Origin of the sequence: Alteromonas sp. CH_MED4-4, from assembly GCF_037029575.1 — a bacterium.
Classification (GTDB): domain Bacteria; phylum Pseudomonadota; class Gammaproteobacteria; order Enterobacterales; family Alteromonadaceae; genus Alteromonas; species Alteromonas macleodii.
The window spans coordinates 1-20,392 of sequence record NZ_JAYMEU010000038.1 but is presented as its reverse complement, the minus strand read 5'-3'; the positions used below and the strand labels follow the sequence as shown (position 1 = coordinate 20,392).

The 20,392-nt window shown below is 44.8% G+C and carries 20 protein-coding genes; 10 read left to right on the top strand and 10 right to left on the bottom strand.

Annotated elements, in window-relative coordinates:
• Positions 1-59 precede the first annotated feature (59 nt).
• Together WA381_RS19055 and WA381_RS19050 are read right to left on the bottom strand one after the other, a co-directional pair.
• Positions 60-1,295, bottom strand: coding sequence for an EAL and HDOD domain-containing protein (locus tag WA381_RS19055; RefSeq protein ID WP_156087015.1), 1,236 nt, complete (start codon positions 1,293-1,295; stop codon positions 60-62).
• Between the two features lie 196 nt (positions 1,296-1,491).
• Complete coding sequence (locus WA381_RS19050; RefSeq protein ID WP_061096012.1) at positions 1,492-2,718, bottom strand: EAL and HDOD domain-containing protein; 1,227 nt, start codon at positions 2,716-2,718, stop codon at positions 1,492-1,494.
• A gap of 604 nt (positions 2,719-3,322) precedes the next feature.
• Between WA381_RS19050 and rpoH the strand changes: the two genes are divergently transcribed.
• Positions 3,323-4,177, top strand: coding sequence for an RNA polymerase sigma factor RpoH (rpoH, locus tag WA381_RS19045; protein ID WP_014950987.1), 855 nt, complete (start codon positions 3,323-3,325; stop codon positions 4,175-4,177).
• A gap of 129 nt (positions 4,178-4,306) precedes the next feature.
• Here rpoH and WA381_RS19040 read toward each other — a convergent pair whose 3' ends face one another.
• From WA381_RS19040 to pip, 3 genes are all read right to left on the bottom strand, one after another.
• Positions 4,307-5,221, bottom strand: a complete 915-nt coding sequence (locus WA381_RS19040; protein WP_014950986.1) for a bifunctional GNAT family N-acetyltransferase/hotdog fold thioesterase — start codon at positions 5,219-5,221, stop codon at positions 4,307-4,309.
• A 115-nt stretch (positions 5,222-5,336) separates the two neighbouring features.
• Complete coding sequence (gene dtd / locus WA381_RS19035; protein WP_156087014.1) at positions 5,337-5,774, bottom strand: D-aminoacyl-tRNA deacylase; 438 nt, start codon at positions 5,772-5,774, stop codon at positions 5,337-5,339.
• The gene (pip, locus tag WA381_RS19030) at positions 5,771-6,748 is read right to left on the bottom strand and encodes a prolyl aminopeptidase (protein ID WP_014950984.1); all 978 of its coding nucleotides are present in this window, start codon (positions 6,746-6,748) and stop codon (positions 5,771-5,773) included. Before pip ends, dtd begins: the two co-directional genes overlap by 4 nt.
• A gap of 188 nt (positions 6,749-6,936) precedes the next feature.
• Between pip and WA381_RS19025 the strand changes: the two genes are divergently transcribed.
• Together WA381_RS19025 and WA381_RS19020 are read left to right on the top strand one after the other, a co-directional pair.
• The gene (locus WA381_RS19025) at positions 6,937-7,179 is read left to right on the top strand and encodes a hypothetical protein (RefSeq protein WP_014950983.1); all 243 of its coding nucleotides are present in this window, start codon (positions 6,937-6,939) and stop codon (positions 7,177-7,179) included.
• The gene (locus WA381_RS19020; RefSeq protein WP_061486682.1) at positions 7,176-7,814 is read left to right on the top strand and encodes a DUF2959 domain-containing protein; all 639 of its coding nucleotides are present in this window, start codon (positions 7,176-7,178) and stop codon (positions 7,812-7,814) included. Before WA381_RS19025 ends, WA381_RS19020 begins: the two co-directional genes overlap by 4 nt.
• A 67-nt stretch (positions 7,815-7,881) precedes the next feature.
• Here WA381_RS19020 and WA381_RS19015 read toward each other — a convergent pair whose 3' ends face one another.
• Both WA381_RS19015 and metF read right to left on the bottom strand, forming a co-directional pair.
• Positions 7,882-8,766 carry a virulence factor BrkB family protein gene (locus tag WA381_RS19015; protein ID WP_014980485.1) on the bottom strand — a complete coding sequence of 295 codons (885 nt, stop codon included), beginning with the start codon at positions 8,764-8,766 and terminating at the stop codon, positions 7,882-7,884.
• A gap of 224 nt (positions 8,767-8,990) precedes the next feature.
• Positions 8,991-9,878 carry a methylenetetrahydrofolate reductase gene (gene metF, locus WA381_RS19010; protein ID WP_014950980.1) on the bottom strand — a complete coding sequence of 296 codons (888 nt, stop codon included), beginning with the start codon at positions 9,876-9,878 and terminating at the stop codon, positions 8,991-8,993.
• Positions 9,879-10,039: 161 nt separating this feature from the next.
• On the opposite strand from metF, the gene metJ reads away from it, so the two are divergent.
• Positions 10,040-10,372: a met regulon transcriptional regulator MetJ gene (gene metJ, locus WA381_RS19005; RefSeq protein ID WP_014950979.1), complete on the top strand. Its 333-nt coding sequence runs from the start codon at positions 10,040-10,042 to the stop codon at positions 10,370-10,372.
• A 164-nt stretch (positions 10,373-10,536) separates the two neighbouring features.
• On the opposite strand, the gene WA381_RS19000 is transcribed toward metJ, so the two are convergent.
• Positions 10,537-11,772 carry a malic enzyme-like NAD(P)-binding protein gene (locus tag WA381_RS19000; RefSeq protein WP_014950978.1) on the bottom strand — a complete coding sequence of 412 codons (1,236 nt, stop codon included), beginning with the start codon at positions 11,770-11,772 and terminating at the stop codon, positions 10,537-10,539.
• 678 nt (positions 11,773-12,450) lie between these two features.
• On the opposite strand from WA381_RS19000, the gene WA381_RS18995 reads away from it, so the two are divergent.
• Positions 12,451-12,768, top strand: coding sequence for a hypothetical protein (locus WA381_RS18995; RefSeq protein ID WP_039226843.1), 318 nt, complete (start codon positions 12,451-12,453; stop codon positions 12,766-12,768).
• Between the two features lie 205 nt (positions 12,769-12,973).
• On the opposite strand, the gene rpmE is transcribed toward WA381_RS18995, so the two are convergent.
• Positions 12,974-13,186: a 50S ribosomal protein L31 gene (rpmE, locus tag WA381_RS18990; RefSeq protein WP_014977577.1), complete on the bottom strand. Its 213-nt coding sequence runs from the start codon at positions 13,184-13,186 to the stop codon at positions 12,974-12,976.
• Between the two features lie 448 nt (positions 13,187-13,634).
• Here rpmE and priA point away from each other — a divergent pair, with 448 nt between their 5' ends.
• From priA to WA381_RS18975, 3 genes are all read left to right on the top strand, one after another.
• Positions 13,635-15,824 (top strand): primosomal protein N', encoded by a 2,190-nt coding sequence (priA, locus tag WA381_RS18985; RefSeq protein ID WP_061486680.1) that lies wholly within the window; start codon positions 13,635-13,637, stop codon positions 15,822-15,824.
• 131 nt (positions 15,825-15,955) lie between these two features.
• On the top strand, positions 15,956-16,546 hold the full coding sequence (locus WA381_RS18980; RefSeq protein ID WP_061486679.1) for a cbb3-type cytochrome oxidase assembly protein: 591 nt from the start codon (positions 15,956-15,958) through the stop codon (positions 16,544-16,546).
• A gap of 85 nt (positions 16,547-16,631) precedes the next feature.
• Complete coding sequence (locus WA381_RS18975) at positions 16,632-17,372, top strand: hypothetical protein (protein ID WP_061486678.1); 741 nt, start codon at positions 16,632-16,634, stop codon at positions 17,370-17,372.
• Here the strand turns inward: WA381_RS18975 and WA381_RS18970 are convergent.
• Positions 17,369-17,989, bottom strand: coding sequence for a cold shock and DUF1294 domain-containing protein (locus WA381_RS18970; protein WP_231506578.1), 621 nt, complete (start codon positions 17,987-17,989; stop codon positions 17,369-17,371). The genes WA381_RS18975 and WA381_RS18970 overlap by 4 nt on opposite strands.
• 302 nt (positions 17,990-18,291) lie before the next feature.
• On the opposite strand from WA381_RS18970, the gene hslV reads away from it, so the two are divergent.
• A complete protein-coding gene (gene hslV / locus WA381_RS18965; RefSeq protein WP_014950969.1) occupies positions 18,292-18,816 on the top strand; it encodes an ATP-dependent protease subunit HslV in 525 nt (174 codons plus the stop codon).
• Positions 18,817-18,898: 82 nt separating this feature from the next.
• Positions 18,899-20,227 (top strand): HslU--HslV peptidase ATPase subunit, encoded by a 1,329-nt coding sequence (hslU, locus tag WA381_RS18960; protein WP_014950968.1) that lies wholly within the window; start codon positions 18,899-18,901, stop codon positions 20,225-20,227.
• Positions 20,228-20,392: the final 165 nt, after the last annotated feature.

Here is a 20,392-nt window from a genome sequence, read left to right as displayed (position 1 = left end):
ATATATAAGTCACTGTATGACGTTATTGGCGGTAAGTAGGCGTGTTCTTAGTTTTGTACTTAAGCTATCGCACGGGGATAGTGTGAGGAGATAGCGCTGCGCACTCCATTGCCCCAAATGATGGCTTGGTTATACAGCATATGCAGCTGCTTCTGGTCAATATTAAGCACTTTAGCTTGTTTTATGACATTCATCCAAAGGGCGCTTTCAAAGGCGCGAACCAAAGTCATATAGCTGTTCATTTCTAAGTTCTTGCCAAGTAGTGCATCGTTAACCTCATCGGAAAGCGGCAGCTGCTTTACAATGTCTGTCATAGACTGATCAAGTAACCCTTCAAGAAGCGAAAATAAACCAACCAAAAAGGAGATGGGCGGATTATTTCTAAGACCTCTACGCTCAGCAAGTAAGTCGAAAAACTTAGCGCGAACTAACGACATATGAATGATTTCAAGAGGCTTTGTATCGCCTAAGTTCGTTAAACTTAACAAAGCGATGAATTTCTTAATCTCTACTTCACCCATGTAATTAAGCGCGTGCTTTAGTGATGTAATTTTGTAACGCTTATTAATAGTGGGGTTATTGATAAACTTCAGCAATAAGAAGCTTAAGGTGGCGTCTCGCTCTATAATTTGGCTGATACGGTCTATGTCAAAGTCGCTGCTAGAGCTTTCGCCCATCAAATCAACAATGTTCATTTTAGACGCAGGAAGCTGTCGTAGAATACGTGCTTCCGGTTGCGAGAAAAAATAACCCTGGAAGAAGTCGAAACCCAAATCTACGCACGTTGAAAAATTATCTTGTGTATCAACCTGTTCCGCCACTAATTGCACGTTCGCATCGTGATAGCGCGGAATGTGCTTTTCAATGGTTTCAAAGCGGGTTTTTGTCACATCGACTTTCACAATATCGATAAGAGGAAATATGTCGTGTTTTGAACCCACCATCATAGGGTCATCGATAGCTAGCTTAAAGCCAAGTTGCTTTATGTGCTGGCATGCTTCGAATAGGCCGCTGGTGTTGTCGGTTGGTTCAGCCAGTTCAACCACTACCGACTCAGGGTTCAGCGATGTAGGAAAGCGGGAAATAATTGTATCTGACGAGAACGTGATAAAAGACGTTTTTTCGCCGCTGATATCATCAAGCCCAAGTGGATGGAAGTGCTCAGAAATATACTTAGCTTTCTCTTCGTTATGTTCCGGATAAGCACCAGACTTGCCATCTCTGAACAGAAGCTCATAGGCGAAAACACTTTTGCTTTTATCTAAAATAGGCTGGCGAGCTATAAACGCGAACATAATCTATTCCTGATACAACACGGTTAAGGTTATTTTTATTGTTATATTTAGAGGCTTAGCTAGCGCTACGTCACACGCTAAGGTTAGGTGTTCTTTAATGTGTCATCCAAAAGAACTGACCCTAGTCTATGATATGTAAGCGCAATCTAACAACTATTCAACGATTAATTTCACATCAACTGGCGTAATCGTAGGCTTAGTTGTCGTTCAAAGCGGCCTTATGAATGTATTTAGCCCACTTTATCGCTTCGTTGTAATAACTATGCAGAAGACTCTGTTTAACACCATACTTTGTTGCGAATTGCTGAATGCCCGTCCATTTAGCTCTTTCAAAGAATTGTGACAGTGTCAGACAGTTGCGAAGCATACCAGGGCTACCGCACAGGGCATCTTTAACGTCGTCACTAATTGGAACCTTGCTGACCAAATCGTCAATTCGCTGTTCCATCATGGCATCAAGCAAAGAAAGCAGGCCAGTAAGAAAACCTTTTAACGGGTCATCGGCATCTTTAAGCTGGGTGTAGACCAGTTCACAGAACTTAGCGCGAACAAGCGCCATTTGCATTAGCTCAGTAGGTTGACCATCGCTTAGGTTTGCAAGAGCCAGCAATGATATGAACTTCTTCACTTCTACTTCGCCCATAAAGGTTAACGCGTGTTTAAGTGACGTTATTTTATATCGCTTGTTGACCAGAGGATTGTTGATAAACCGCAGCAGCAAGTAGGTAAGCGAGGGATCTCGTTCAATGATTTTGTTTACTTCATCGAAATTAAGCTTTGCCTGGCTACTTAGCGTAAGTAACTCCATCATGGTTAGGCTGCTGGGCCCTAACTTTCTGTGCCTTACGATTTCGGGTTTAGCTAGAAAGTATCCTTGGAAATAGTCGAAACCCATATCTTTGAATTTATTGAATTCTTCATAGGTCTCAATTTTTTCTGCAACCAACTGTATTTTGTTCGATTTGAAGCGTTCGACAAGGGCGGGAATTTTGTCGTGGGGGATCTCTGTAATGTCAATTTTGACTATGCTGGTAAATGGAATGAATGCTTCCCACTTCCCTTTCATGTCGTAGTCGTCAAGAGCAATAGGATAGCCAAGACCTCGAATATGTTTGCAAGCGGCTACCAGCGCATCATCAACGTCAACGGTTTCTACAATCTCAATGACCACTTTGCTTGCATCCAGAGAGGTCGGAAAACGAAACATAAGTGTGTCGCGGTGAAAGTTAATGAAGGCTTTCTTATCTCCGGTTATCTCTTCAATACCTAAGCTTAAATGGGTAGAGGTAAGAATTTTCGAGGTAGCCTCGTCAGGAGGTATATCGGGAAAGCAGTTATCTTCTCCAACACGAAAAAGTAGTTCGTAGGCGTAAACTTCTCTGTTTACATTAAATATTGGCTGTCTAGCGACGTAAGCAAACATCAAGATCCTCTTTGCTTCACTTGCCTTACTCCTTTCCTTAAGTATTTCCCTTCCAGTCTCTTATAATTGTTGTCTGGAAAATGCTGTACAGCGGTTGTAGTGCAAAATCGATTAATTCAATCTATTATTTTCAGTTTCCAGCCAGAAAAGCAAGGTATAAGATGACATATACAAGGTTTACATACTGTATTGACGCGTAGGCACCTTGCTGACTTATCTTAGAGATAATGGAAATCTTATGTTTCGGGTAACTAGCGTGTAATAAATAAGCGTTGGATTTCATACCAGTGAGATTAGCCTTCACTTTGGTATGTGTAATTAAAGTATAATGATGTAGTGGTTAAATGACCGACCCAAAGGCACGACGCCAGAAAGTGCAGCGTGTCATTTGATGTGAAGTCGATAGTCTAGGCTTAGTGTTTGCGGCGAATGCATTCGTAAATGGACCGCAAGCTGTAGAGTTGAACTTTTTTTCTTTATTTAGGTCTTGATATTGTAGAAACTGTCACTATAACTACATATTGGTTAGACTTCATATCTTAATTAGGTCTCGCGCAGCTTCGGTTACTTTGCTAATATGAAGCGGCAATAAATGAGGTGAACAATGAGCAACAATTTGCAATCTATGGCCCTGTCAGTGCCACACAGCGGTAGCATTGAAGGCTACATCCAAGCTGTAAGCAGCATTGATATGCTTAGCGCTGAGGAAGAGCGCGAGTTGGCAGTGCGCCTTCGCGAAGACGAAGACTTACAAGCCGCTCGTAAGCTAGTAATGTCACATCTTCGTTTTGTAGTGCACATTGCAAAATCTTACTCAGGTTATGGCTTACCACAAGCCGACTTAATTCAAGAAGGTAACATCGGTCTGATGAAAGCCGTTAAGCGTTTCGACCCAACAGTGGGCGTACGTTTGGTTTCTTTCGCGGTACATTGGATCAAAGCAGAAATTCATGAGTTCGTACTTAAAAACTGGCGAATAGTGAAAGTTGCGACAACCAAAGCGCAGCGCAAACTGTTCTTTAACCTTCGTAAGGCGAAGAAGCGTCTTGGTTGGTTTACTCATGACGAAGTGCAAACAGTAGCGAACGAATTGGGTGTGAGTACAAAAGAAGTGCTTCAAATGGAAGCGCGTATGAGCTCTCAAGACCAAGCGTTCGATTTAACTGCGGACGAAGATGAAACAGGTAACTTTGCGCCAGTTCAGTATTTAGAAGACAAATCTTCAGATGTTGAAACTGACGTAATCAACAACGACTGGGATACAGCGGCGAGCAAGCGCTTGTACTCAGCGATTAAAACGCTAGACGAGCGTAGCCAAGATATCATCGAAACTCGTTGGTTAGCAGACAACAAGATTACTCTGCAAGACTTAGCTGATAAATATCAGGTTTCTGCAGAGCGTGTTCGTCAAATTGAAAAGAACGCGATGAAAAAGCTTCAAGCAGCTATGGTCGCGTAGTACACGCAGTGCATAGCTTACAAATAGCTTAACGACGAAAAAAGCGCCTTAACGGCGCTTTTTTTATGAGTGGATTTTTGTTCTTAGTGACGGCTCGTACGAATTAGTGATGATCGCTAATCCGTAACGCTACTCTTCTTCATTTTTAGAGGGAGGAAGTACGTAGAATACCCCTTCAAATTCCGCCACAGGGGTGTCGCCATCTAAAATTGCCACACTCAGCTCAAACCTTGCCTTGTTGTCGTTCTCTAGCGGCTTGAATTTTCCAGACAAGGTTTCAATATTACAGATTGCTCTTGGTTTCATCGTGATGGGTTTGTGGTAATGAATATCACCATCGCCCAATACAATGTCACCGTCTAATCCACGCTCTTTAAGCTGCAGGTAAATCATGCCCCAGCCAGTTAGTGTAGCTAAAGAAAAAATACTGCCAGCAAACATAGTGCCGTGAATATTGATGTTTTTGTTTAATGATGCACGGGTTTCAAGCGTGCGGCCTGTGTACTGGTAAAGCTTAATTCCCATGTGCTCGGTAATGGGAATGGTCTCAGACCATGTCTCTTGCAGCGATTTACACCACTTAGGGTGAAGTACCAATGTGTTGTTTTCAGTGAACTTCTTGACCATTTGTTGACGTTTAAGCATGCCTAGCTCGTTAGGCGCTTCACGCTCAACTTCAAAGCCACATGCGCTAAAAAAGTCGATAGATATTTCGCGGCTGTTCGTTACAGCGCGCTCGGCGCCCAAGTCTTTCGCAACGTTTTCTAGTGCGGCCATGATCATTTGGCCTAAGCCTTTGCGTTGATGGCCTGGGTGAACCGCAATATGACGAATTTGTGCCTCTTCGGCTGTGTTCAAATGCACACGGCCGCAAGCTACAATTTCGCCATTTCGGTTAGTAATAATACGGTGCTCTGCGACTTGTTCATATTCGTCTTTTTCAGAGCCTGGAGGGAAATTCCATGGCTGGCGTAAGTGTTCCCACCGAAAATGAAAATAGGCTTCAAACTCGGCATCGCTTTTTGGTGTGACTACCTTGTACACAATAAACCGGCCTTCTTAAATGAATGAACGAGTATTTAAACGTAAGAATACATGCGGTACAAGCTTAATTATGTAAGCAAGTTTGGGATGCTGACGAAGCGTACGATTTTACCCGCTAAACGCTAAATTGAAAGGTGACGGGGCCGTCATTAATTAGGCCTACTTGCATATCAGCGCCGAACTCGCCGGTGGCCACTACCATACCTTTATTTTTTAGAGACTGAACGAACTTTTCATAAATGGCTTGGCCGTGTTCTGGCGATGCACCGCGTGAAAAACCAGGACGATTACCTTTCTGCGTATCGGCTACGAGTGTGAACTGAGAGACCACCAGTATTTCGCCTCCCACTTGCCCAACATTTAGATTCATTTTTCCGTCTTCGTCACTGAACATGCGATATCGACAGAGCTTATTTGCTAGTTTCTCAATCTCCGCGTCACCGTCTTCTTTCTCTACACCCAAGAGCACCAGCATGCCTTTACCAATTTCGCCGATAACATTACCGGCAACGGTGACATTGGCTTCCGATACGCGTTGAATTAGTCCTATCACTTTGACGACTCCTGAATAAAGCGAGACATGTCGCGGGTAGCACGGCAGAGTGCGTAACCTATACTAGGCTCGGAAGTACTGTGCCCCGCGTCGGGGATAATTTGTAGCTGACTTTGAGGCCACGCTTTGTGAAGTGCCTCCGCCGCTTCTGTTTTGCAGATCATGTCGTAACGACCATGTACAATTGTTCCAGGAATATGACTTATTTTGCTAATGTTTTCAAGAATATAGTTTTCATCTAGGAAACATTGATTAGATAGGAAATGGCATTCCAATGTGGCTAAACAGGTGACCAGCTGCATAGGGTAATTAGTCGTCGAATCACCCACACCAGGTGGTAGAGTTATACGAGAAAGTCTCTCTTCCCATTGGTACCATCTTTTAAGCGCTGAATGTCTTAGTACATCATTGCTAGAACGCACCATTGCGCTATAGAAATCACACACTGAATTAGAGGTCACAGGCTTAGGCACATCTTTTGTAAATTTCCGGTAATATTCGGGAAATAACTGAGCTGCACAGCCATTTGGCGATAAAAACCAATCCCTGTCTTCCTGTCGAGCTAAAAATACGCCACGTAAAATGAGTCCTGTCACTCGCGGTGTGTACTTTAACGCGTAGAGCAGGGCGAGTGTCGAACCCCACGAACCGCCAAACAAGAGAAATTTTGGAATTGAAAGGTGTGTACGCAATGCTTCGATATCTTCAACATTCGACCACGTGTCGTTATTAAGCGTGTCAGCTATAGGCGTAGAGCGGCCGCAACCACGTTGCTCATAGCCGACAATGCGATACTTATTGCTGTCAAAAAAGCATTTGTAATTAGGGGGTAAGCCTGCACCTGGACCTCCGTGAATAAAGAGCACGGGGATGCCGTTTGGATTACCACTTTGCTCGAAGTAAAGCGAATGCCCACTTCCCACTTCGATAAATCCATTTTCATAGTAGGTAACATCGGGGTAAAGTCGTTTCATTTTGTTTCTGCGCGTTGTGTGAGTGCCTGTTTTAGTTTAGTTTATTGTTATACAAACGGTTGCGTGCTGACTGCTTCAACGCTGTTTATGCTTGTAAAATAAGCGATAAATCTTAAGTGTATACTATAGAACAAGTGTCATTACGTGCTAGCTAATCATATTATAGTCATAAATGCGAGGATGTTTATATGGCAGGTCAAGGATCGGGCGGTAATGTAATCGCCGCAATTTGTAACTTCTTTATTCCTGGTTTAGGTCATTTGGTTCAAGGCAGAATACTGGGCGCGCTGTTCTATTTCATTACCGTAGGCGTGTGCTATGCCCTGGCTGCGACCGTCGTTCTTGCTATCGTATTCTGGCCATTAGGTGCCATTTTGCATCTAATCAGTATTATAAGCGCAGCGCGCTTTAGAGGTGGAGTAACCGCATGAAGCTACTTGCATCAGCATTTGTTGCTATGCTTGCCCTTAGTGGGTGTCAGTCTGCATATTACGCAGCATGGGAAAAGGTGGGCGTTGAGAAGCGTGATATCTTAGTAGACCGCGTTGAAAACGCGAAAGAATCACAAGAAGACGCTCAAGAGCAGTTTAATTCGGCGCTGGAGGCATTCAGCGCGGCCGTTGCGTTCGATGGCGGTGAGCTTGAAGATGTTTACAATCGATTAAACGGTCAGTACGAAGATAGTGTTGCCGCTTCAGAAGAAGTGAGTTCACGCATTGATAAGGTTGAAAGCGTAGCGGAGGCCTTGTTTGATGAATGGGCTGAAGAGTTGGAAAAGTACGAAAATGCATCGCTTAAGCGCGATAGCGCGGCCAAGCTTCGCGAAACTAAGCGTCGTTACTCTTCGTTAATGACGGCTATGCGCAAAGCGGAAAGCAAAATGCCGCCAGTCTTGAGTGCGCTCCAAGATAACGTGCTGTATTTAAAACACAACCTAAATGCTAGTGCCATTGGCGCGCTGCAGGGCGAACTTTCTACCATCGAGAGCAACGTTGCCCAGCTTATCAGACAAATGAATTCTGCTATCGCCGAGTCTGATGCGTTTATTTCTTCAATGAAAAACTAGCTTTTAAGCAGTAATAGATAGAGAGGGAGCGAGAAGCTCCCTTTTTTATTAAAAACTGAAGGGCTGGTTATTCTTGAGGTACCTTGCGGGGTTCGTTTTCTGCTTTTCGGTTTTCAAACGCTTCACCCAGGCTGCAGGTAAATTCAGCACCAAACAGCACAATTATCCACGACAAATACACCCATAAAAACAGAATGGGTACCACCGCAAGCGCGCCGTAAATAAGTTCGTACGAAGGAAAGTTCGTAACATATAGCGCAAAGCCTGACTTGGTAATTTCAAAAGCGATAGTAGCCACGATAGCGCCCACCAGTGCGTGACGAGCAAAGACCCTTCTATTAGGAACCACCATGTATAAAATGGTGAAAGCAAGCATGGCTGCGCCGCTTGGTACAAGGCTGAGTAAGAAGGTGCCAAGACCTGGTGTGTATTCTTCGGTGAATGCCGCTAATCCAGTTAAATAAGAACTGACCACCACACTGGAGCCGATTAACATAGGACCAAGAGTGATCACCATCCAGTAAATAGCAAAGGTATACACAATCGGTCTGTCACTTTGCGTACGCCAAATTCTATTCAGGGTTTTATCTACGTTTGATATAAGCATTAACGCAACGACCAGCAGCGACAAAATACCAATAGCACTCATTTGTGAGGCATTGCCTACAAAATCGGTCATGTATTTATGCACCACATCACTGGCGGTAGGTACAAAGTTGCTAAAAACAAAATGTTCTAGCTTGCTTCTCACAGATGCGAAGGCAGGAAAAGCCGACATAATGGTAAAGGTCACCATGATAAATGGTACTAAAGATAACAACGTTACATAGGCTAAGTGCCCAGCAGAGATAGTAATATTGTCTTCTCTACAGCGCTTTATGAAAATGCTAAAGAGATCTCTAACCTGAGGAGTAACATTGTTATATAAGGCTTTAACCTTGTCTAAATCCACTCAATTTCTCCTGACGATACCGTGTAAATGGTAAACAGCGCGGTCTTATCTATGCGGACTGTTATAAAGCATCGATAGTTCATTACATGTTATATCAGATGGTAACTGCGGGCGGCCTTGGTGGCAAAGTTTAATGCAGGCTTTATACAATAAAGGCGCATTGACTGCGCCTTTTGTGGAGTACTTCGTTAAAAAAGTAAGCACGGTCCTGATTGTCGTATGTATTAAGCGCCTGAACGCACGCCGAGCATGTGGCAGATGGCGTAGCTTAATTCACTGCGGTTCAACGTATAGAAATGGAAGTGTTTTACCCCTTCTTTAGCCAATACCTTTACCTGATCCATGGCGATGTTAGCACCTATTAGGTTACGTGTGGCTTGGTCGTCGGCATCAAGGCCGTCGAACATTTTGTGTAACCATCCCGGCACATGAACATTTGTGAACCCCGCAAATTTCACCAGTGTTTGGTAGTTGGTTACCGGCAAAATACCCGGAACGATATCTAAGTCGACACCCGCTGCGGCTGCACGGTCTCTAAATCGAAGGTACACACTCGTATCGAAAAAGAACTGGGTTATCGCTTCTGTGGCACCTGCTTCTGCTTTGCGCTTGAGGTTTAGTAAATCAAACTGCGCATTTGGTGCTTCAGGGTGCTTCTCTGGATAGGCAGCAACAGAAATATCAAAATCGGCAACGTCTTTTAGCAAGGCAACAAGATCAGAGGCATACATCTCTGTCTTTTCTACTCCTGGCGGTAAATCGCCACGAAGCGCAACAATACGGCGAATACCTGAGTCCCAGTAGTCTTTTGCAATTTGCTTAAGCTCATCACGGCTAGCATCAACACAGGTCAAGTGAGGAACCGCCGCGACACCGGTTTGCTGCTGAATGCGTTTTACAACGTCGTGGGTTCTGTCACGCTCACCGCTATTCGCGCCGTAGGTTACCGACATGTAGCTTGGCTTTAGTGGCGCTAGACGTTCAACTGACTTCCACAGGGTCTGTTCCATGGCTTCCGTTTTAGGCGGAAAGAATTCAAAAGATACATCAATATCACGCAGTTCCGACAGGGACTGGTTTAATGCATCGATACCTTGTGCGTAAGAAACCATGGCTTTTTCTCTCAAAAATGTATTCTTATAGACGTTTAGACGTCTAAATTAAAGAATATATGTCTAGACGTCAAGAGGTTTACACTGCTCAATTGACCTTTTCGTGAACTTGTTTAGAATTTCTCTTCATAACATAAAAAAGAGTAGACCGAGTTAGTACAATGGCAGAATGGAACGGTAAATATATTCACCCCTACGCAGAGCATGGCAAGAAGAGCGAACAGGTAAAGAAAGTCACTGTCTCTATACCTATTAATGTGCTTAAGGCGCTTACTGATGAGCGTACTCGCCGCCAAATCAATAATCTGCGTCACGCCACTAATTCAGAACTGTTGTGCGAAGCATTTTTGCATGCGTTTACCGGTCAACCATTGCCTAACGATGATGACCTGCGCAAAGACAATCCTAATCGCGTACCGGCTGAAGCAAGACGCATTATGGAAGAAATGGGCATTGATCCAAGCTTCGAAAACGATGTGTCGGAAGACGACTGATATTTGGTATTAAAGAGAAACGGCGCTTTGTTGTAAGTTATTGCTAGTTGATAACCTACAACACGGCGCCGTTTTTTATGTACTTGTATTCTCTAAGCGCACTTTTTAGCAAATAAAGGTTGAGCACTAGCCCCTCCATTTTTTTTGCCTTATGCGCCAGAATTTTATTCTTCTGGGCTTTCAGGCACGCGTGCAACGCCAGATTCAATCGCAGCCTTAGATACGGCGGTAGCAATACGCTCGCATAAACGCGGATCCATAGGTTTAGGAATAATGTATTCCTTACCAAATGTCAGACTAGTACTCTTACTGGCAGCTAGTACTTCTTCTGGTACAGGCTCCTTCGTGATAGCACGAAGGGCTTCTACTGCCGCTACTTTCATTTCATCGTTAATGGCCGTTGCACGAACATCTAGTGCTCCACGGAAAATAAACGGGAAACACAGTACGTTGTTAACCTGGTTAGGGTAGTCCGAGCGTCCGGTAGCCATAATAAGATCTTTACGTACTTCGTGAGCAAGTTCAGGCTTTATCTCAGGGTCTGGGTTAGAACATGCAAATACAATTGGGTTTTCAGCCATCAAGGCCAGTGTTTCTGGTGGTAAAACATCCGGTCCTGACACACCAACAAAAATATCCGCACCTTCCATTACGTCTTCAAGCGTACGCTTGTCAGTATTGTTAGCAAATAGCTTTTTGTGCTCAGTTAAGTCTTCGCGACGAGTATGGATAACGCCTTTTCTGTCTAGCATATAAATACGCTCACGCTGGGCGCCACACTTAATAAGCAGTTCCATACAAGCGACCGCTGCTGCACCGGCACCCATACACACAATTTTAGCGCTCTCTATGCTTTTACCCTGAATTTCCAGAGCATTAAGCATGCCCGCTGCAGTTACAATAGCGGTACCGTGCTGATCATCATGAAATACCGGAATTTTACAGCGCTTAATTAGCTCTTGTTCAATCTCAAAGCATTCAGGCGCTTTAATGTCCTCTAAGTTTATGCCGCCAAATGTGTCAGCGATATTCGCTACTGTATTAATGAACTCTTCGGTTGTACGATGCTTCACTTCAATGTCAATGGCATCCAGGCCAGCAAAGCGTTTAAACAGAAGGGCTTTTCCTTCCATAACAGGTTTCGATGCCAGTGGGCCTAGGTTACCCAATCCTAAAATCGCAGTTCCGTTACTGATAACGGCAACCAGGTTTCCTTTACCCGTGTACTTATAGGCGTTATCTGCATCTTCAGCAATTTCTCTGACCGGCTCGGCAACGCCTGGGCTGTAGGCAAGAGCAAGGTCATCGACGCTGTCGGCTGGCTTAGATAACTCTACGCGGATTTTTCCAGGTGTGGGTTTGGCGTGATAGTCGAGTGCGCGTTGTCTAAAATCTGACATGTAAAAAGGTATCCTTAGATGTAGGGTTCATCGGTGTTTTCGTTCACGCTCTGTAGCTATTTTATTGTCGTTATAGTTATAGGTAGATAAACGTAAGCGCGTTACAACCAAGTAATGACAAAGTGATTATAAATAGTTGTTAGCACTAGGGCTTGTTGATCTTTGTTTTACAGCAATCATCAATAGGCCCCAAGGTGGCATGTGGAAAAGCAGACTAGGCGTTAACCTTTACTGATTCTGTTCACATACCTTAATGGATACAAGCCTCTGGTTTATGTACCCAAAAGCGCCACAAGTCTTGAAAGTCATGCATTATTCACAGAATTAATGCTCACTATCAAAGTGCCGATCGCAACTCTAACACAGCCAATCACTGTGTACATATCTGATCAGAATTCTCATATACCAATGTAGGTTAGGCATACTAATTAGACCAGTAAAATGGGGCTATAATTGCCATTCATGCTATTTATTTTGACTTGTTATAACATTCTGTAGGTCTATTGTGTGGAGGGGGAAAATAAAGCTATCAAAGGGATCTACGTTCTCATAAATGCATTGGACAGAAACCCAAATCAGGAAAATAGAACGCAGGGAGACACCTCGTTAATTCTCCATCCAATATTTCTGATAAAATCCTGTGAAAGCCCACTCAAAATTCGCGCTGAAGGCGAGGATATGACAGAAAGAAAACTAATAACCGTGCTAACCGATGTGTGCGAAAGCGTAAAATCTACCAATAATGGATTTGTTTGGCTAACTCACGTAGGGCATTGGAGAGCGCCGCAAGTGATTGCCGTGTTTAATACTGAGCAGGAGAAGCAGCGGGCGTTAACTAATGGTTGGGATATAGACTTCATAAACCAAGTGAATATTGCTTTAGCGTCAATTAAGTCAGCACCCGTTGGTATTTATTTTGATAGCGAAGAAGAGTGTAAGAAAGTGAGTGGCGGCAATTGGGATAGGCATTTATCTAATGTTAAAAACCTTCACTGAGTTCAGGTTACGCTGAATGTTGCAAATTAAGCTAAAAACGTTTTCAGAAAGGCGAGTTGCAGGGCTTGTTACACTGGCTAGGTACTGGCCTGACGTAGGATAACGGCGGTAAAGCGCTGTTTGGCACACCTTGTTTGTGTGAAGCGTGAATTTTAAGCAATAAAAAAGCGCCATAAAGGCGCTTTTTTCGAACTCGATATCAGGCTTACTTTTTGCCCAATGCACCGAAACGCTTCTTGAAGCGATCAACACGACCACCAGTGTCAACGTTACGTTGCTTACCAGTGTAGAATGGGTGACACGAAGAACATACGTCTAGGTTGATGTCTTTACCAAGCGTAGAGCGAATGTTCATTACGTTACCACATGAGCAAGTTGCTGTGATTGCTTCGTATTTTGGGTGGATATCTTGTTTCATTGGGTTACCTCACATAATAAGGCCGTATCGCTATACAACCCGAAGTCGCACACCATACGTTACTTAATTCAAATGATAAGTCGTTCAAAGAACAGCCTATCGCAAAAGAGCGGCGCATAATAAAGGATGGCAGGGCCTTGATCAAGCGGTTTTTGGCCAAATGCTAAACAAGAGAGCTAGACAAGGCAGCCGTATAAAAAGGTAGCCGTATAAAAAGGCCAAACAAAAAACATTCCTTTTATGCTTACCTGTAAAGTATGTTTAAATATTTGTCTTTCAAGGCTGGGCCAGATGCTCTAGTGGCAAAATGTGTAGCTAGCTGTTAGCAGCTCAACTTGCTGTAACGTATAGGTCTGCAAGAAGCCTCAGTATAATTAGTTTCAACATAAGAAGCTTAGTAAGCGCATTACGCGCTGTAACAATCGTCAAATAAGGTAGAACCTTCGCAATGGCCTTTATCCAAGTTGCCGTGCCAGTGCCACTGCGCCAACTTTTCACGTATACCCACGATAACGCACTAAGTGCGGGTGTAAGAGTGGTTGTGCCTTTCGGTCCGCGCAAACTTGTGGGCGTAGTTGTTGAAACCCTACACAAACCTGAAAGCGACATTGAAAACTCCAACAAGCTAAAAGCCATTGAGTCGGTACTGGACGATAGCCCCATTATAGACGAGGTGTTGCTGAAAATGGCCCAATGGCTGTGGCAGTACTATCATCATGCGCCGGGTGAAGTGCTACACGCCATGCTGCCTGTTTTATTGCGCAAAGGCGAGTCAGCAGCGCCAACACCCCAAGACATGCTAATGCTTACCGAAGAAGGTAAGCAAACGACTGCAGACACGTTATCGCGGGCGCCTAAACAACAAGCCTGTTTTACTGCACTGGCCGGTGGTGCCTTATTAGCGTCCCAAGCGCGCAAGCAGTATGGCGCACCTGCGGTCAAAGCACTTGTCGAAAAGTCATTGATAAGCATTGAAGAAGTTGCGCCTGAATTTAAGTCAGGCAGTTGGCTTGCCTCGTTATCGGTGTCTGAAAAGCCAATTCCAGATACTGAGCAATCGGTTGCCATTGCCGCACTTAATCGTCAGCAGGGCAATTTCGCTGTAAGTTTGCTTGAAGGGATTACCGGTAGCGGTAAAACGGAAGTGTATCTTCAAGCTATCGAACCCTTGCTGCGTGAAGGGAAGCAAGTGCTTATACTTGTGCCAGAAATTGGGCTGACGCCGCAAACGGTGTCACGCTTTGAAAAGCGCTTTGGTATTGCAGTGGGCGTTTTACACTCTCAGCTTTCTGATAAAGAACGGTTACATGTATGGCAGCGAGCAAAAGCAGGTGAACTCGGGATAATCATCGGTACTCGCTCGGCTATTTTCACCCCGCTGCACAACCCCGGCATGCTGATTGTGGATGAAGAGCACGACGAGTCTTTTAAACAACAAGATGGACTTCGCTACCACGCCCGTGACTTGGCAGCTATGCGGGCTAAGCAGCACAATATTCCTCTTTTATTAGGCAGCGCCACGCCCGCACTCGAAACACTTAATAATGCGCTAAGCGGTCGCTATGCCCATTTGCAGTTAACTAAGCGAGCGGGAGGGGCGAAAAGCACGCATCAGCATGTGTTGGACGCGCGTGACCAACCCATTCACTACGGTATTTCGCAAGGCTTGCTAACGATAATGCGCCAGCATATCAACGCGGGAAATCAGGTATTGGTGTTTGTGAATCGCAGAGGCTATGCGCCAGCGCTGCTTTGCCATCACTGCGGCGAAACCGTCATGTGTAAGCGTTGTGACCGCCCGTATACGGTGCATAAAGCGCAGAACCGTTTGCAGTGTCATCACTGCGGCGGCATGCGCTCAATGCCATCAAACTGCGAAGCGTGCCATCACAATGAATTAGTTACGGCGGGTACGGGCACCGAGCAAGTCGAGCAAGGGCTTGCAAGCTTATTTCCCGGTGTTAAGCAGGTACGAATAGACAGCGATACCGTGCGGGGCAAAGACAAACTGCATCAGACGCTAGAAGCAATAAACCGCCAAGAGTACCAGCTGCTGGTAGGTACCCAAATACTATCAAAAGGTCACCATTTTCCGCATGTAACCTTAGTGGCGGTGCTAGATTGTGATGGTGCACTTTTTAGTGCCGATTTTAGAGCACCAGAAAAGCTCGCTCAGCTTGTAACTCAGCTTGCTGGAAGAGCAGGGCGCGCCAGTAAACCTGGTGAGATGTGGCTGCAAACTCACAACCCCCATCACCCTTTGCTACAAGATTTAGTGCACAATGGCTATGGGCATTTCGCCAGACACGCTTTAATGGAGCGAAAAGCGGCAGGGCTTCCCCCATTTATTAGCCAGTTTGTCATTCGCGCAGAAGCGACCGACAGCAGTTTGGCCTATCGCTTTTTACAAGACAGTAAGCAAGTATTTCTCCAGCAGCATGCCATTGAGCTAAATGGCCCGTTTCCTTGTTTGATTGAAAAGCGGCAAGGCAGGTTTCGGTTTATGCTGGTATGCAGCCATGAAAAGCGTGCGCCGCTTCACAATGCGCTGCGTTTGGCGCTGCCATTTTTACAGGCGTTGCCACAGGCAATGAAGGTAAGGTGGTCGATAGATATTGATCCTACCGATTTCAGTTAGCTTGTTGGGTAGCAATACGTTAAAATTTCTGCAGGATTGAAGTGCAGGAAAGCTGCTGCTTCATAAAGATTTGGTATATGACGTTTTCTTACGCATACAAACAACGATAACAAGTAGGAATATTGCCGACTATGGCTCAACGCGATTATGTCTCTCGTGGACGCTCTCCTCAAAAAAAGAAGCCGGCTGGTAAAGGTAGAAAACCAGCCAGAAGCGCGCAATCAAATGCGCAATCTAATGCCCCGGTTTCTGGAAAACTTCTTATTGTGCGCCTTGTTGGCGTATTCGCATTGGTGATTGGCTTTGGTGCATTTTTGTGGTCAATAAAAGACAATGTAGAAGACGACGTGGATACACAAGCTTCACGACCTGTGGCTCCTACAGAAGAGACGTTACCTGAGCTTCCTGAAGAAGAATGGGAGTACATTAAGACCCTTCCAGGATATGAAGTAGAAGTTGAGGTCAAAGAGCAAGAAAAATCTGACAAACGCTATTTAATGCAGTGCGCCTCGTTTAGAACCCGCGCGCAGGCTGAAGAGATGAAAGCCAAAATTGCATTCCAAGGTTTAGAGGCGCTTATCAGACACAGCACTGGCAGCAACGGCGATTGGTTCCGCGTTATTCTGGGCCCTTACGAGTCTAAGCGTGATGCAGAAAAAGCCAAGCACAGTCTGCGTAAAGTGAACATTGCGACATGCCAAATTTGGTACTGGAATTTGTAGCAGTTTATTGTAGGTAACACTTAATGCGGTGCATATGGCGCTGAAATAGCGCGTAGAGAAAGGATGCGTTTACAAGGAAGTATCAATGAGTATTGCCATCACCGAACAACCAAATTACGCCGCTTATAGCGTAGAAGAGCTTGAGGACGTTCTGGAAAATATTGATAAGCAGGCCTTTCCAGAACGCTATCAGGCAGCAAAAAATGAGCTCGCTGCTAAGCGGGCAACGCTGCCACCTGAGAATGATACGGATAGCGCCCATCAAGATGAGCATTTTACTCGACCTAAGTGGTCTGAGCTTCATCCAATAACACGTATCAGTAACGGCGCTTTTTTAGTACTTATTGGCGCTTTGATTGTATCGGCATTCACCAACTTTATCGTGATTAACGCATGGCTAAATAATTCAACATGGGCCATTGTTTTATTTACTTTTGTCTATTGTGCCTTTTATTACCTGTCTATTTCCCTCGATAAACGACAAGCGCAATTTGTGATGAAAGATTGGCGTGGAAAAGTAACAATTTTCACCATGCCGTTTTTGGGGCTTATTTTTACTTGGAATTTTATTGATAGGGCATTGCCCTACACGCTTCACTTGGCGTCCGGAAAACAAGAAACGGAACTGAAATTTGCTTATGAAAAAGGCAGCGGCTCTAAACACTGTCGACACTCACTGTTGTTAAAAGAGAGCGGTACCTTGTCAGATGGGCGATTATGCTTAAATCAAAGTGAGCACAAACGCCTACCGAATAAAGGATGGGTGTATGTTAAGGGCTACGAAAGTGGTTTTGGTTTTGACATTGAAGGGTATCGATTTCGCTAAATTTCAACCATGAATGCCTGCGTATTAATCACTTCAAATGCAATTAGCCCAAGCAAAATGAGATTAACCAAAACCGTTACCCAATAAATCCTCATGAATGCCGATTTACTACGCTTGTGCTTAAACATCTGCTGGGCAAGCAATGCGCCAGGCCAACCTCCCAATAGGCTTAATATATGCAGTTTTGCTTCTGAAACTCGCCGTTTTTCCTTTTTTGCAGCCGATTTGTCTATGCCGTAAAACAGTATGGTAAGCAAACTTACCGCGCCATAAACGATAGGTACTATAAACGGTAGCCGACCTGACAATGTAAATAACGCAAGTGCACCGGAGAAAATACTCAGTACGATAACATTACGTTTTCTTCGCGAGGTTGGCTTATTGGCGCGTAAACGTTTTGCTTTGTGATCCTTGAGTAAGCTGATGTTGCAGGCGCGGTGATTACCATTTCTATCCTGCTCAACTTCATAAACAATAATGTCGCCATTAACCGGGTGCCTAGAGCGTTGTTTAAACGCTTCGATATGAGTAAACGCGCGCGTGCCTCCACCGTTAGGCTCTACAAAACCATAACCTTTAGCATCGTCCCACTGTTGAATTCTTCCCTGATACTTCACTACCACTCCTTTAAAACCATTATGTAGCGTCTTCATTGTTGCTACTTTATCTGTGCTCTATCACCTAGGCATTATTTCACTTGGTCATAGAGTGTGTTGGCGAGAGTATGCACTCAATAAATGGTGTATTCAATAAGCACCGTATGCGCTAAGCCCATATAGTAGGCAGCTCTGAGCGCACATTCTTTTGTCTTACCCTTGAAATTAAAAAGCCTTCCCCCACTTATTTGTTATTGAATTTGAACGCTGCTGCCTTTGCTAGACGAAAAACGCAGCAGCGCCCAGCCAAACGGGGAATTAACGTGACAACGATTGTATCTGTACGACGTGGGAATCAAGTGGTAATGGCCGGTGACGGACAGGTATCACTGGGCAATACCGTAATGAAAGGTAATGCGCGCAAAGTGCGCCGTTTATACCACGACAAGATTTTAGCGGGCTTTGCTGGTGGCACGGCCGACGCATTTACGCTGTTTGAGCGCTTTGAAGCAAAGCTTGAAGCCCACCAAGGCCATTTGACCAAAGCGGCAGTAGAGCTTGCCAAAGATTGGCGGACTGACAGGGCGCTTCGCAAACTAGAGGCACTGCTTGCCGTAGCAGACGAAACCGCATCGTTTATTATTACCGGTAACGGTGATGTGGTGCAGCCAGAACAAGATCTTATCGCGATTGGCTCTGGTGGTAACTACGCTCAAGCCGCAGCTACAGCACTACTTGAAAATACAGAGCTAAGCGCAAAAGAAATTGCTGAAAAAGCGTTGACCATAGCGGGTGATATTTGCGTATTCACTAACCATAGCCAAACGGTTGATGTACTAGATTACTAAGTAATAGCTGAGTGCTGTTATCGGCTTGCTGTCGCTCGTATGAATTTGAGTACAGCAAGCGCTGTTAGAAAAGGGTTTATTCATGTCTGAAATGACACCAAGAGAAATTGTTCACGAGTTAGACCGACATATTATTGGTCAACAAGATGCCAAGCGCGCTGTATCTATTGCACTTCGAAATCGCTGGCGTCGTATGCAGCTTGAACCTGAGCTGCGCCAAGAAGTTACGCCAAAAAATATTTTGATGATTGGCCCTACGGGTGTGGGTAAAACTGAAATAGCCCGCCGTTTAGCAAAACTTGCTAACGCGCCGTTCATTAAAGTTGAAGCTACTAAGTTCACTGAAGTGGGCTACGTAGGTAAAGAAGTTGAGACCATCATTCGTGATCTTGCTGATATTGCGGTGAAGATGACGAAAGAAAATGAAATGAAAAAGGTGAAATTCCGCGCAGAAGAAGCTGCGGAAGAGCGCATTTTAGACGTTTTGCTGCCTCCACCAGAAGATGCATGGGGTAATAAGGAAAACGTTGAAGATCGCGGCACGCGCCAAGCATTTCGCAAAAAGCTTCGTCAAGGCGACCTAGACGACAAAGAAATTGAAATTGACGTAGCACTTCCGCAGGTTGGCGTAGAAATTATGGCGCCTCCAGGTATGGAAGAAATGACCAATCAGCTTCAAGGCATGTTCCAGAACTTGTCGGGTTCGCAAAAGAAAAAGAAGAAGCTGAAAATTAAGGAAGCGTTCAAACTACTAATTGAAGAAGAGGCTGCACGCCTTGTGAATCAAGAAGATTTGAAAGAAAAAGCCATTGAGTCGGTAGAGCAGCACGGTATTGTGTTTATCGACGAAATTGACAAAATTTGTAAGCGTGAGGGCAACTCGTCGGCCGATGTGTCTCGCGAAGGTGTTCAGCGTGACTTGCTTCCACTTGTGGAAGGTTCAACGGTATCGACAAAACACGGCATGGTTAAAACTGACCATATCTTGTTTATCGCTTCGGGCGCATTCCAAATGAGCAAGCCGTCTGACCTTATTCCAGAGCTTCAGGGTCGTCTTCCAATTCGCGTTGAGCTATCTGCCCTTAAAGTCGGTGACTTCAAGCGCATTCTTACCGAGCCGAATGCGTCATTAACGCACCAGTACATTGCGCTAATGAAGACAGAAGGCGTGGATATTAGTTTCGACGATTCTGGTATTCAGCGTATCGCCGAAGCGGCATGGCAGGTGAATGAGCGCACTGAAAACATTGGTGCCCGCCGTTTGCACACCGTGCTAGAGCGCCTTATGGAAGACATCTCGTTTGACGCCTCTGAAAAGAGCGGTGAGTCATTCGTGATTGATGCAGACTACGTTAACAGCCACTTAGAAACCTTGGTAGATAACGAAGATCTGTCGCGCTTTATCTTGTAATTTAGCGCTAAGTAGAAGTTTCCCCGTTAGTTGATATGTTCAACTAACCCTTCTACATGAACAAGAATTAAAAAGCCGACGTTAAGTCTAATGCTAGTCAGTTAAGCTGACTGGCTTTTTTCTTTGTGGGGTATTTAGTCGGTCTTTTCCTCACAACTCGTGGAT

Excerpts from the sequence above, each read along its gene's own strand:
- metF (WP_014950980.1), bottom strand. The coding sequence starts at position 9,878 with ATGGTTTCTTACGCACAAGGTATCGATGCATTAAACCAGTCCCTGTCG.
- WA381_RS18995 (WP_039226843.1), top strand. The coding sequence starts at position 12,451 with ATGACAGAAAGAAAACTAATAACCGTGCTAACCGATGTGTGCGAAAGC.
- WA381_RS19025 (WP_014950983.1), top strand. The coding sequence starts at position 6,937 with ATGGCAGGTCAAGGATCGGGCGGTAATGTAATCGCCGCAATTTGTAAC.
- priA (WP_061486680.1), top strand. The coding sequence starts at position 13,635 with ATGGCCTTTATCCAAGTTGCCGTGCCAGTGCCACTGCGCCAACTTTTC.
- WA381_RS18975 (WP_061486678.1), top strand. The coding sequence starts at position 16,632 with ATGAGTATTGCCATCACCGAACAACCAAATTACGCCGCTTATAGCGTA.
- WA381_RS19050 (WP_061096012.1), bottom strand. The coding sequence starts at position 2,718 with ATGTTTGCTTACGTCGCTAGACAGCCAATATTTAATGTAAACAGAGAA.
- WA381_RS18980 (WP_061486679.1), top strand. The coding sequence starts at position 15,956 with ATGGCTCAACGCGATTATGTCTCTCGTGGACGCTCTCCTCAAAAAAAG.
- hslU (WP_014950968.1), top strand. The coding sequence starts at position 18,899 with ATGTCTGAAATGACACCAAGAGAAATTGTTCACGAGTTAGACCGACAT.
- WA381_RS19000 (WP_014950978.1), bottom strand. The coding sequence starts at position 11,772 with ATGTCAGATTTTAGACAACGCGCACTCGACTATCACGCCAAACCCACA.
- rpoH (WP_014950987.1), top strand. The coding sequence starts at position 3,323 with ATGAGCAACAATTTGCAATCTATGGCCCTGTCAGTGCCACACAGCGGT.
- rpmE (WP_014977577.1), bottom strand. The coding sequence starts at position 13,186 with ATGAAACAAGATATCCACCCAAAATACGAAGCAATCACAGCAACTTGC.
- metJ (WP_014950979.1), top strand. The coding sequence starts at position 10,040 with ATGGCAGAATGGAACGGTAAATATATTCACCCCTACGCAGAGCATGGC.
- WA381_RS19020 (WP_061486682.1), top strand. The coding sequence starts at position 7,176 with ATGAAGCTACTTGCATCAGCATTTGTTGCTATGCTTGCCCTTAGTGGG.
- pip (WP_014950984.1), bottom strand. The coding sequence starts at position 6,748 with ATGAAACGACTTTACCCCGATGTTACCTACTATGAAAATGGATTTATC.
- WA381_RS19055 (WP_156087015.1), bottom strand. The coding sequence starts at position 1,295 with ATGTTCGCGTTTATAGCTCGCCAGCCTATTTTAGATAAAAGCAAAAGT.